General features: G+C 36.6%; 15 protein-coding genes. 2 read left to right on the forward strand and 13 right to left on the reverse strand.

Annotation, left to right across the window (positions count from 1 at the left end; genetic code table 11):
- Positions 1-132 precede the first annotated feature (132 nt).
- The 13 genes from hisIE to ACH0B5_RS00820 form a co-directional block, all read right to left on the reverse strand.
- Positions 133-768: a bifunctional phosphoribosyl-AMP cyclohydrolase/phosphoribosyl-ATP diphosphatase HisIE gene (gene hisIE / locus ACH0B5_RS00760; RefSeq protein ID WP_122970828.1), complete on the reverse strand. Its 636-nt coding sequence runs from the start codon at positions 766-768 to the stop codon at positions 133-135.
- Positions 765-1,523: an imidazole glycerol phosphate synthase subunit HisF gene (gene hisF, locus ACH0B5_RS00765; protein ID WP_122970829.1), complete on the reverse strand. Its 759-nt coding sequence runs from the start codon at positions 1,521-1,523 to the stop codon at positions 765-767. Before hisF ends, hisIE begins: the two co-directional genes overlap by 4 nt.
- Complete coding sequence (hisH, locus tag ACH0B5_RS00770) at positions 1,517-2,164, reverse strand: imidazole glycerol phosphate synthase subunit HisH (RefSeq protein ID WP_406927272.1); 648 nt, start codon at positions 2,162-2,164, stop codon at positions 1,517-1,519. The genes hisF and hisH overlap by 7 nt, the downstream gene beginning before the upstream one ends.
- A complete protein-coding gene (gene hisB / locus ACH0B5_RS00775; protein WP_122970831.1) occupies positions 2,161-2,760 on the reverse strand; it encodes an imidazoleglycerol-phosphate dehydratase HisB in 600 nt (199 codons plus the stop codon). The genes hisH and hisB overlap by 4 nt, the downstream gene beginning before the upstream one ends.
- Positions 2,761-2,764: 4 nt before the next feature.
- Positions 2,765-4,042 carry a histidinol dehydrogenase gene (gene hisD, locus ACH0B5_RS00780; protein ID WP_122970832.1) on the reverse strand — a complete coding sequence of 426 codons (1,278 nt, stop codon included), beginning with the start codon at positions 4,040-4,042 and terminating at the stop codon, positions 2,765-2,767.
- Between the two features lie 15 nt (positions 4,043-4,057).
- A complete protein-coding gene (hisG, locus tag ACH0B5_RS00785) occupies positions 4,058-4,681 on the reverse strand; it encodes an ATP phosphoribosyltransferase (protein WP_122970833.1) in 624 nt (207 codons plus the stop codon).
- A gap of 5 nt (positions 4,682-4,686) precedes the next feature.
- On the reverse strand, positions 4,687-5,844 hold the full coding sequence (locus tag ACH0B5_RS00790; protein ID WP_122970834.1) for an ATP phosphoribosyltransferase regulatory subunit: 1,158 nt from the start codon (positions 5,842-5,844) through the stop codon (positions 4,687-4,689).
- 239 nt (positions 5,845-6,083) lie between these two features.
- Positions 6,084-6,590, reverse strand: coding sequence for an acyltransferase (locus ACH0B5_RS00795; RefSeq protein ID WP_406927273.1), 507 nt, complete (start codon positions 6,588-6,590; stop codon positions 6,084-6,086).
- Between the two features lie 4 nt (positions 6,591-6,594).
- Positions 6,595-7,230: a pyrophosphatase PpaX gene (gene ppaX, locus ACH0B5_RS00800; protein WP_406927274.1), complete on the reverse strand. Its 636-nt coding sequence runs from the start codon at positions 7,228-7,230 to the stop codon at positions 6,595-6,597.
- A gap of 45 nt (positions 7,231-7,275) precedes the next feature.
- Positions 7,276-8,097, reverse strand: a complete 822-nt coding sequence (lgt, locus tag ACH0B5_RS00805; protein WP_122970837.1) for a prolipoprotein diacylglyceryl transferase — start codon at positions 8,095-8,097, stop codon at positions 7,276-7,278.
- A gap of 40 nt (positions 8,098-8,137) precedes the next feature.
- Entirely contained in the window at positions 8,138-9,076 is a 939-nt protein-coding gene (gene hprK, locus ACH0B5_RS00810; RefSeq protein ID WP_122970838.1) for an HPr(Ser) kinase/phosphatase, read from the reverse strand.
- A gap of 157 nt (positions 9,077-9,233) precedes the next feature.
- Complete coding sequence (gene cccB, locus ACH0B5_RS00815; protein WP_406927275.1) at positions 9,234-9,602, reverse strand: cytochrome c551; 369 nt, start codon at positions 9,600-9,602, stop codon at positions 9,234-9,236.
- Between the two features lie 66 nt (positions 9,603-9,668).
- A complete protein-coding gene (locus tag ACH0B5_RS00820) occupies positions 9,669-10,532 on the reverse strand; it encodes a YitT family protein (RefSeq protein ID WP_122970840.1) in 864 nt (287 codons plus the stop codon).
- A gap of 534 nt (positions 10,533-11,066) precedes the next feature.
- On the opposite strand from ACH0B5_RS00820, the gene ACH0B5_RS00825 reads away from it, so the two are divergent.
- Both ACH0B5_RS00825 and ACH0B5_RS00830 read left to right on the forward strand, forming a co-directional pair.
- Positions 11,067-11,330 carry an autorepressor SdpR family transcription factor gene (locus ACH0B5_RS00825; protein WP_406927276.1) on the forward strand — a complete coding sequence of 88 codons (264 nt, stop codon included), beginning with the start codon at positions 11,067-11,069 and terminating at the stop codon, positions 11,328-11,330.
- 479 nt (positions 11,331-11,809) lie between these two features.
- Positions 11,810-12,310, forward strand: coding sequence for a hypothetical protein (locus tag ACH0B5_RS00830; protein WP_122970842.1), 501 nt, complete (start codon positions 11,810-11,812; stop codon positions 12,308-12,310).
- Positions 12,311-12,374: the final 64 nt, after the last annotated feature.

A 12,374-nucleotide genomic window follows, 5' to 3' on the forward strand; every position in this document is an offset into this window, starting at 1 on the left:
TTACGAGTAAAAAAGAACTGTAACATAGCAAAAGGAACGTAATAGTACGTTCCTAGGCAAATTAATTTTCATTATACCACAATTACAAATAACGTCATTAAATTCGAATTAATCAGTTTGTTTTTTCAACGATTATTTTTTAGTACTCGCTCTTTTTTCCTCATGACGAGTTTTTAATACTTTTAAAACGTCATACACATTAATTTTTTGTTCTTGTAACAATACGAATAAGTGGTAAAGTAAATCGGCGGCTTCCCATTTCACTTCTTCCGCATCACGATTTTTCGCACCGATTACAACTTCCGTCGCCTCTTCCCCTACTTTTTTACATATTTTATCGATTCCCTTTTCAAATAAATAGGTCGTATAAGCTCCTTCAGGCATTTCGATTTCACGTTGACGGATAACTTCTGCTAAATATGGAATAATGTCAACGGAACCAACTTGATCCTTTTGTACAATTGTTTCAGTAAAGCATGAAGTTGTTCCATTATGACATGCTGGACCAGCAGGCAATACTTCTACTACTAACGCATCCTTGTCACAATCAGTTTTAATGGATACTACTTTTTGTGTATTGCCACTTGTTTCTCCTTTATGCCAAAGTTCTTGTCTTGAACGGGAGTAAAACCAAGTTTCACCTGTTTCGATCGTTTTTTGTAGAGATTCTTCATTCATATATGCAACAGTTAATACTTCTTTAGATTGTGCATCTTGCACAACTGCAGTGATTAACCCTTTGTCATCAAACTTTAATCCTTTTATCATCTGACACAAACTCCTTTTTCGCGCAAGTAAGTTTTCACTTCTGCTACGCTCGTTTCTTTATAGTGGAAAATGGATGCTGCAAGGGCTGCATCGGCATCTACATCTTTTAATACATCAACAAAGTGTTGGGCGTTACCAGCACCACCACTAGCTATTACTGGAACGGTAACAGCATCCCTTACTGCTTTTGTTAACTGTAAATCGAAACCCGTTTTTTCCCCATCTTGATTCATACTCGTTAATAAAATTTCACCTGCGCCTAAACGTACAGCTTCTTTTGCCCATTCGACCACTTGCCATTCCGTTTTGTTACGTCCACCGTGGGTATAAACCATCCATGTCCCATCTTCTTCTGAAAATCTTGCATCAATGGCAACAACAATACACTGGGCTCCAAAGAAATCAGATCCTTCTTTTATTAACTCAGGTCGCTCTAATGCTGACGTATTGACGGAAACTTTATCTGCCCCTGCCCGTAAAATTCGTTTCATATCTTCTAAACTGCGAATTCCTCCCCCTACTGTAAAAGGGATGGCAAGGGTAGAGGCGGTCTTTCTTACGACATCTACCATCGTTTCTCGACCTTCATGGGAAGCGGAAATATCTAAAAATACTAATTCGTCTGCCCCTTGTTCATCATAAAATTTTGCCAGCTCAACCGGGTCTCCGGCATCGCGCAGTTCTACGAATTGAACTCCTTTTACTACCCGTCCTTCCTTCACATCAAGGCAAGGAATGATTCGTTTTGTTAGCATGTTGACACCCCCACCCCTTGTAACCATTGGCGAAGTAAAAATACACCGAAGTCCCCAGATTTCTCAGGGTGGAATTGCATGCCGCATACATTTCCTGCTTGCACAACTCCTGGCACTTTCACATCAAAATAGTCTGCAGTTGCAACTAATTGTTGCGGCTCCGTATTCGTTCCATAAAATGAATGAACAAAATATACGAAACGATTTTCCGGTAATCCTTTCCCCTCTAACCATTTCGGGATAGATTGGAAGTCCAACGTATTCCATCCCATGTGAGGGACACGATATTGCTCACCATTAGCTGTTTCACCAGAGAAGCGGACGATTTTTCCTTTAAAAAATCCAAACCCTTTCGTAGGTGTCACTTCATCACTTTCTTCAAAAAGTAATTGCATACCTAAGCAAATTCCTAATAGCGGTTTTTTCGCCTTTACTTGTTCCTGAATAAATCGATCTAGCCCCGTTTCTGCCAGCCGTTTCATCGCATCTGGAAATGCTCCAACCCCCGGCAAAATGAGTCCGTCGGTTTTAGCCAATTGTTGAACATCGGATGATACAACAACATCACAATCTAGTCTTTTTAATGCTTGTTCAACGCTAAATAAATTGCCCATTCCATAATCAATAACGCCTATTTTCATGTCAACAACCCTTTCGTTGACGGTACTCCTTTTACGCGGGGATCAATTTGTACCGCATCATCAATCGCTCTTGCCAACGCTTTAAATATTGCTTCTATAATATGGTGGGTATTATGACCATAAGGGACAATGACATGGACATTCATGCGGGCTTCCAATGCGAACTTCCATAAAAATTCATGGACAAGCTCTGTGTCAAAGGTACCTACCTTTTGTTTTAATTCCGGTTCAACGCGAAATTCTAAATGAGGTCTATTGGAGCAATCAATGACGACTTGTGCTAATGCGTCATCCATTGGAACAAAAGCATTCCCATATCGTTTGATTCCTTTTTTATCGCCGAGGGCTTCACGTATTACTTGTCCTAAAACGATTCCAATATCTTCTGTCGTATGGTGATCATCGATATGCGTATCTCCATCGGCAACGATCTTCCCGTCAAACAAACCGTGTTTTAGGAATAAATCCAACATATGATCCATAAAAGGAACACCTGTATTAACCTCTGCTTTTCCTTCTCCATCTAAATTGATTTCAACATAAATTTTCGTCTCATTCGTATTCCGTTCTTTTTTTGCAAATCTTCCATCTGTCATTTTATTAATCTCCTTTAGTCCATCCACGGGATTCTACGGCACGGGCATGACCTTCTAACCCTTCCATTCGAGCAAGTCGGGCAATTTTCGGTCCATTTTGTTCCCACGTTTTTTCAGTGTAATAAACAACATTTGTTCTTTTAATAAAATCATCGACATTTAATCCGCTGGCAAAACGGGCTGTACTATTTGTCGGTAAAACATGGTTCGTACCAGCAAAATAATCCCCTACTGGCTCTGAACTGTATCTACCAATAAATATCGCTCCAGCATGGCGGATTTTTAGCGAGTCTTCTTCCGCATGTTGTGTCACAATTTCTAAATGTTCTGGTGCAAGGGAATTCACTGCATCAATTGCTTGCTCCATCGTGTCAGCTATATAAATTTGACCAAAGTTTTCAATCGATTTTCTTGCTATCTCTTCTTTCGGTAAACTTCTTAATTGTTTCTCAACTTCTTCTGCCACAGCTAGAGCTAACCGTTCACTTGTCGTAATTAATACGGCGCACGCTAATGCATCGTGTTCTGCTTGTGATAAGAGATCTGCTGCAATTTCATCTGCGAAGGCTGTGTCATCAGCCAATACAGCAATTTCACTCGGACCGGCTATCATATCAATCGCCACTTCTCCAAACACTTCCCGTTTAGCTAAAGCAACGTAAATATTTCCTGGACCTGTAATTTTATCGACTGGTGCTATACTTTCCGTACCATAGGCTAATGCCGCAATGGCTTGCGCTCCACCAACTTTATAAATTTCGGTAATGCCTAATATAGAAGCTGCCACAAGAACCGCTTCAGGTAGCTTCCCATCTTTTCCGGCAGGGGAAGTAATCACAATCCGCTCCACCCCCGCCACTTGGGCTGGAATAACATTCATGAGTACCGATGACGGGTATGCTGCCAATCCACCTGGAACGTATAATCCAACTGCATCCAATGGGACGATACGTTGGGCTAACCAAGAACCATTTTCTAAAGGAAGCTTGTAACCTTCCCTTTTTTGCGCTTCATGGTAATAACGGATATTCGCTGCAGCCTCTTCTAAATCTGATTTTAATTGTGGGTCAAAGTTTAAAACGGCTTCTTCGATTTCTTGTTTCGATACACGAAAATCTTCTATTTGGATTCCGTCCCACATTTCACTATATTTGCGAAGGGCTGCATCTCCTAAATTCCGCACGTCTTGCAATACTTGGCGAACGGTTAATAGCTGTTGTTCGTTGCCACCCTCCAATTGTCGTTTTAAAGATATTGCGTTCGATAATTTTGTTATTTTCACAAAAAGCCCTTCTCTCTAATTGACCAATTTTTTTAACCGTGTCACTAATTGTTGAATACGTCCACTTTTCATTCGATAACTAACAGGATTTGCAATTAATCTCGAAGACACATCCGCTATATGTTCATATTCAACAAGACCATTTTCCAGTAACGTTCTTCCAGTCGATACAATATCGACAATGCGATCGGCCAACCCAATCATTGGAGCCAATTCGATGGAACCGTTCAATTCTATAATTTCCACTTGTTCGCCAATTTCTTTATAGTAGTTCATCGCAATATTCGGATACTTTGTCGCAATGCGAGGTGCAATTTCGTTCATCGTTGTATTTGGTAATCCGGCAGAGGCGATATAACATTGACTAATCTTCAAATCTAACAATTCATGTACATTACGTCTTAGTTCAAGTAATACATCTTTTCCTGCAATTCCAATATCAGCTACGCCATGTTCCACATATACAGGTACGTCCATTGGCTTTGCTAATATAAAACGGATTTTTTCTTCGGGAATTTCAATCATAAGCTTGCGGGACATTTCCACTTCTTCCGGTAAGTTAAAACCTGCTTCAATAAGCATTTGATAAGCTTCTTCAAAAATTCGTCCCTTTGGCATCGCAATTGTTAAATGAGTCATAATACTTAATCCTCCTGGCTGACATAGACAACCTTTTCAAATTGTTTCGTAAAGGCTTCTTCATCGATTAGCCCTTTTTTCGATTGAACTGTAACGAGTTTTCCTTCTTGTCGTAAGCTGTTTGCTAATTCCAATGCTTTTGTAAATTGACATTCCTCAAAGATGATCGCTACTTGTTGTTCCAAAGTTGGTTTTGTCGGTAAAACTTCTAAAAGTCGATCCACTCGAATTCCAAAGCCGGTTGCCCCAACTTCACTTCCAAAATGATGAAGTAAACCGTCGTACCTTCCACCATTTCCAAGGGCAAAACCACTACCTTCTGCGAACACTTCAAACAACATACCTGTGTAATAATTCATATGACTTGATAATGTGAAATCTAAAGCAACATAAGGTGATAAATCGGCATTCGAAACTAATTCCATTAATTGTTGCACATATGCCAACGCATCATTTTTGCGTACGTATTTTTCAATATGTTCAATGGAAACAATATTTGTCGCTTCACTTATAAACTGTAGTAGCGCATCGGACTTTGTTTTTGGTAAATGAAATTGTTCAACCGCTTCTTCAAACCCTACATAATTTCGTTCCACTAATAATGTGCGAAGTTTTTCTGCTTGCTCATCGCTTTCTGTATAATCCTTTAAAATACAATTTAATACGCCGGCGTGGCCGATTGTAATTTTAAAGGAATGGATACCAAAGGACTGGATTAAATGAATCGCTGTAATAATCGTTTCAGCATCTGCATAAACGGAAGAATCACCGATAATTTCAATGCCCATTTGTCCAAACTCAGCTGGACGGCCCCCCTCTGTTTGTTGAGCACGAAAAACATTGGCAAAATAGGCTAAACGCAATGGGATTTTTTCTTTCAAAAGTTTTGATGTTGCTACACGGGCAATCGGCGTTGTCATATCTGGACGAAGAACAAGGGTATTGCCTTGACTATCCACTAACTTAAATAATGAAGCATCATAAATTGCGGATGCTTTTCCTACAGTATCGAAGTATTCTAAACTTGGTGTTTCAATGAAATCAAATCCACGGGCACGTAGGAATTTCCGACCTGTTTGACGAACTTCTTCTATTTTTTCGTATGTAACGGGGAATGTATCCCGCATTCCTAATGGTTTCTCGAACATTTTTATCGCTGACATCTTTGACACTTCCCATCATTTCTACTTTAACACACTAGAGAATTAGAGAGTTAGTATATGAAAGTATTTTATCTAATTTTCAATAAATAGTCAACATCATTGCTCTTTAAATAGATTGATAATTATAAATAGTAATAATTTTATTATACTCCTTTTCTTAAAGCATCAAGCATTGCTATAGGAAAAGAAAAAGCATCCAAAGTATTTTTGAAAATACTTTGGATGCTTTTTTAACTTTCTTACCTTTTTCTTTCTGCCATTTGTTCAGCAGTATAAATAATACGCATTGGGTTTCCACCAACCATACTCCCCGGCGGAACATCTTTATGAACGAGTGTAGCTGCGGAGACAATGGCTCCATCTCCAATTTCAACACCAGGTAAAATTGTAGTATTGGCACCAATCATCACTTCGTTTCCGATTTTCACATCGCCTAGTCGGTATTCTTCAATTAAATATTCGTGGGCTAAAATGGTCGTATTATACCCAATGATTGTATTCCTTCCAATTGATATTCTTTCAGGAAACATCGAATCAGGCATTACCATTAAAGCAAGAGATGTTTTTTCACCTATTTTCATATGTAAAAACGTACGATATATCCAATTTTTCATCCCCATAAACGGAGTAATACGACCAATTTGAATAAAGATAAAACATTTCATTACTTTCCAAAAGGATACCGTTTTATATACTTTCCATAATGAGTTTGCACCTTGAACAGGATATCGTTCCGTTCTTCTCATACAATTAGGACTCCTTCACAATCGTTAATAAATCCGACATATGTTGTAGCATATAATCAGGATTAAATTGTTGTAAGAATTGCTCTCCCTTTAAAGACCAGGCAACACCAGCTGTTTTAACACCAGCGTTTTTTCCCGCCTCGATATCATGATAGTTATCCCCGATCATGATCACATCCTTTTTACTTACACCTAGTTTATCAATAGCAAGTAATACCGGTTCTGGATCAGGTTTTACCCGTTTTACATCATCTGTGCCTATCCAAAATTCAAATAAATGTTTTGCTCCCATTAAGTTTAAACCTTTTTCAATCGTATCTTTTCTTTTCGTTGAAACAATTGCTAATCGAATACCTTGTTCCTTTAGTTGTTCTAAAGTTGGAACGACTCCTTCGAATTCTTTCACTAATTCATCATGATGTGCTTCATTCCATTGTCGATATTTTTCAATCATTTCCTCAACTTCGTTTGGCGTTAATTGTTCAAAGGTTTCTTTTAATGACGGACCGATAAAATTTATGCAATCTTTTGGCGAATATTGCCCGGGAAATCGTTCTTCTAAAACATGCATAAAGGTTTGTATGATTAATTCATTCGTATCTAATAGTGTTCCATCAAAATCAAACAGTAAAGCTTTCATGGTTCGTAGCTCCTTTAATCGCTATAAAACAACAGATGATAGAATTTATTTTGGATCTAAATAGCGGACTGCAGGTCTTACTTTCATTCTTCTATAAATAATGGCAACAATTCCTATAACGATTGCGAGAATCGATACAACTTGTGCTGAACGTAATTCTCCAACTAAATATAGGCTGTCCGTTCTCATACCTTCTATATAGAAACGTCCGATTGAGTACCAAATCATATAAGAGAAGAAAATTTCCCCACGATGCAAATTGACTTTTCGTAATACAAGTAAAATAATAAGCCCTAAAACATTCCATAATGATTCATATAAAAATGTCGGATGTACATAAGTTCCTAAATCTTGAATGTACATTTGTTCAATAATCCAATTTGGCAACATTAAGTTTTCTAAAAACGCACGGGAAACTGGTCCACCGAAAGCTTCTTGGTTCATAAAGTTACCCCAACGACCAATAATTTGCCCGATTAAAAGACTTGGTGCAACAATATCTGCTACTTTTAAGAAGCTAATTCCACGACTTCTACAGAAAATAAAAGCAGTAATAACCGCACCGATTAATGCACCATGGATGGCAATCCCACCATTCCAAATTTGAATAATTTTTTCCGGATTTGCGCCATAATATTCCCATTTCATTCCAACATAATATAACCGTGCACAAATGATTGAAATAGGGATTGCCCAAATTAACATATCAGCAAGAAAATCATCAGGTAACCCTCGTTTTACCGCTTCCCTTTGACCAACGAAATACGCTAGTACAATGCCACTGGCAATTAAAATTCCATACCATCTTACTTCGATGCTACCTATCGAAAATGCCACTGGATCAATTGCTAGTAATATTTGTTCCATTCATAAGCCCCTCTCAAGTTAAAACTACTAACCCCTTTTGTTAGTAATCATCTATTTCATCTTGATAAGAAATCATCTCATCTAATCTTCTTGAAAACTCTTGCGCTGCATTCACTCCCATTTTTTTCAAACGGTAATTCATAGCCGCAACTTCGATAATAACGGAAACGTTTCTTCCAGGTTGAACTGGAATCGTCAATTTCGTTATTTCTGTATCGATAATTTTCATTTTTTCTTCATCTAACCCTAGACGGTCATACGTTTTATCTGGGTCCCAATTTTCCAGTTCAATAATTAAAGTAATCCGTTTATAAGGTCTAATTGCACTTGCTCCGAATAATGTCATAATATCAATGATTCCAATACCTCGAATTTCGAGCAAATGTTCCAATAAAGGAGGTGCACTTCCAACGATTAAATTTTCAGCTTCTTGTCTAATTTCTACACAATCATCCGCAACTAACCGATGGCCCTTTTTAATGAGCTCCAGTGCCGTTTCACTTTTCCCAACTCCACTTTTCCCAATAATTAATACACCGATTCCGTAAACATCGACCAAAACGCCATGTACAGCAGCGTAAGGAGCCAATTTACTTTCTAAATAGTTCGTTAATCGACCTGAAAATTGAGTCGTCTTCATATCCGTTAATAATACTGGGACATTCGTTTCATTGGAAGCGTCGATTAATTCCTTTGGCACTTCCATCCCTCTAGAAACGATAATAGCAGGTGTATCTTGTGAGCAGAGTTTTAACATACGTTCTTTTTTCAATTCCGTTGGGAGCATTTCAAAAAAAGATAATTCGGTTTTACCAATTAACTGCACTCGGTTCGCCGGATAATGGGTAAAATAACCAGCCATTTCAAGTCCAGGTCTAGAAATATCACTCGTCGTAATATATCGGCCGATTCCTTCATGCCCACTTACTAACGTTAAATTAAATTTTTCAATTACCTCTTTTGTTGTTACTTGAATCATCAGTATACTCCCCTACCTTTTTACTGGCATATAGTAACTATTTTAGCATGATAGAGGAAGTTTGTATTTAAAATATACTTGACTTCACGAAATCACAACATATAAAAAAGACAAAGTCAACAAGGACCTTGTCTTTCATATATTTATTTTCTAAAGCTTACTTTTGTGTCGCTAACCATGCTGCAGCTGCTTCCGCATCTTCTCCTTGAAGCAACCCGCCAGGCATTCCACCTCTACCATTTAAAATAACGTCTAAAATTTCATCTTCAGAAAGACGCGTACCGACGTCAGCTAATGAAGGTGTGTTCCCCATACCTTGTAGGTTACCGCCGTGACAAGTAACACAAGAGTCCATTACAATCTCTTCACCTGCTCCAGTGTCGGCAGTACCCCCATTGTCAGTTGTTTCTTCTGTTGTTGTGTCGTCTGTACCTGTGTTAGTATCGTTTGCTTCATCGTCACCGCCGCCACAAGCAGCTAAAAATAGTGCAGATCCGAATGCAAGTGCTAACCATGTTTTCTTCATTTTGAACCCCTCCAAAATTTTTAAATAGGTGGATACCATTGGTCATTATACCAAATTTAAACCTGTTTAAACCCGTTTAAAACCTTCTCCTAACACTTCATACGCATCAGAAACAATGACAAATGCAGTGGCATCAACCGTTTGAATAACCTGTTTCAGCTTTGTGAACTCTGTTTGATAGACGACTACCATTAACATAAGTCGTTGTTCTCCCGTATATCCCCCGAAGCTAGGCATCTTCGTTACACCACGGTTGATTTCCTTATAGATAGCATCTCGCATTTCATCTTGTTTATTCGTAATAATATAGACCATTTTTGATTGACTAAATCCTAACTGAACAATGTCAATTGTTTTCGTCGTCACATACAATCCGATTAATGCATAAAGGCCTTTTTCTAAATCAAATACGATGGCAGCACTTAAAGCGATCAAACCATCAATCATTAGAACGCTTGTCCCTAATGTGAGCCCGGTATATTTTGTAATAATTTGGGCTAATAAATCGGTACCTCCAGTTGAAGCCTTTCCTTTAAATACTAAGCCGATACCTAATCCGACAACAATGCCTCCAAAAAGAGCAGCCAGTAACGAATTCGTTGTGAGCGCATCCATCTCCTCAAACAAAATGACGAAAAATGGTAATGCGATTGTTCCGATAAACGATTTTAAACCAAAGTTTTTACCTAAAATAACAACACCAGCTATGAAAAGGGGTATATTAAAAGCATATTGCACAATCCCTGCATTCCATCCAAAAAGACCGTGCAAAATCGTACTAATTCCACTAACCCCGCCTGATGCAACTTGATTTGGAAATAAAAAAGCATTAAATCCAAAGGCAATTATGGCAGCCCCAAGAAGAACATAAATATATTCCATCACGATTATTTTTGGCGAATTCATTACAATCTTATTATGTTTACCCATACAGTTCCTCACTCACATCGTTTCTCAATTTTCTCTGCATGATTATAACAAAAGCAGTAAAAAAAGAGAAATTTAATAAAGTCTACATACCGGACAGATCACTCTAACCTAAAAATACTATTTTTTGAAGGTAAAAAAACTGTAAGACTCCATCAAAGGTGTAATACTTAATTTCTTAAGTCACAGCCTTTTGAATCAAACCAAATTTATAAAGATTTTTATTATTGCTGATTGCCAATAAAATGCCTTAGAATATGCCTCTTCTACAGATCTTTTGTCAATATTCTAAGTCTAATTTGAAAATTAGACTTTCTAAAAACGATGTTCATCTATAAACCGTCATTTTCTCATTTTTCACATCACTAACCGGTTCATATAAAAAGGAGGTTGCACAATAATAGGTGTACTTCACTAACGTGAATTTAAATTTACTTACTATTTAACATTTATCAATTCCTGTATTTGACAATTGATTAAAATTAATCAAAAATTTATTTAGATAATATTCTAAATATCTAAAGAAGGTGTATTATATTGCCCGATGTATTTAAAGGCTTAGCTGATCCCACTAGGAGAGAAATACTCTCTTTATTAAAAGATAGAGATTTAAATGTAGGTGAAATTGCAAAACACTTCCCAATTTCCATGGCAAGTCTTTCACACCACTTAAATATTCTTTATAAAGCAAGGTTAGTTACTAAAATTAAAAAAGGACAGTTTGTATATTATTCCTTAAACACAACAATTGTAGAGGATGTCATCTTAAAATTGGTGTCTTTGCAAAAAAAGGAGGAGTAAATTTTGGATATATTAAATTACTATGCTTTAATAATTTTTTTACTTCTTTGTGCATTTTTATTTTTTCAGCTAAATTACTATAGATTTGGAAGAGCACATAACTTATTCTCATTAATCTCACTAATACTAATCGTAACATTAATCTTTAATTTATCTAATAAAACTAATAATGTTACTTTGTACTCCTTACTCACCTTCTATATAGGATTATTATTATTACTCTTGGGGAATTATTTCACTCACAGTTTAGGGAAAAAGATAGGAAGAATGTTTACAACAGTTCATTTGAATAAATATAGATTAAGAAGAAGAATTGGTTTAATATCTATAATTTGTGGTTTATTATATATAGTTCTGTCATATTTTAATTTTAATAATTATTATGTTCTATATATATCAGTTTGGACTTTGATGCCGTTACTAGGAATTTTAACCATCTTTATAATTATAAAATATTCAAATTTGAAGGAGGTCTGAATATGAGGTCAATAACAAGGGGCTTGCATATTTTTTTCAGTTTAACTGTTTTTTTCCAATTAATCGTGATCAGCTATGTCATTATAAGTAATAATAATCCTCAAGTACCAATTCACTTCTCTTTCGGTGGAACTGCTGATTCGTTTGGAAATGCTTCTGAATATTATTTACTAATAGGGATTAACATTTTAGTATATATCATTACATTTCTACTTGGAAAAAAGGTAAAGGTAGACATGAAAAAATTTCACAGTACTTTTAAGACTAACGAAGATGAAATAAATGCCCAAAATAACATAAAAACAAAAATTCAGGTATTCTTACAAGTGTTAAGCACAAATTTTTCTTTATTTATTTCTGTATTAATTGCATTATTATTAAATAATATTATAAATGATGTAACAAGTGGAAATATTAATAGTATAGGTATTGTTGCCTTCTTCCTCTCTAATCTGATCATTATCATTGTAGGTTTAATTTGGATAAATACCTTTGATAAATAGTTAAAATACCTCGATATGATTGAAATGGAAAAGGCATTCTCCTCAAAGAGTATGCCTTTTCTAA

The sequence above is a fragment of the Ureibacillus sp. 179-F W5.1 NHS genome (genome assembly GCF_045369345.1).
GTDB lineage: Bacteria > Bacillota > Bacilli > Bacillales_A > Planococcaceae > Ureibacillus > Ureibacillus halotolerans.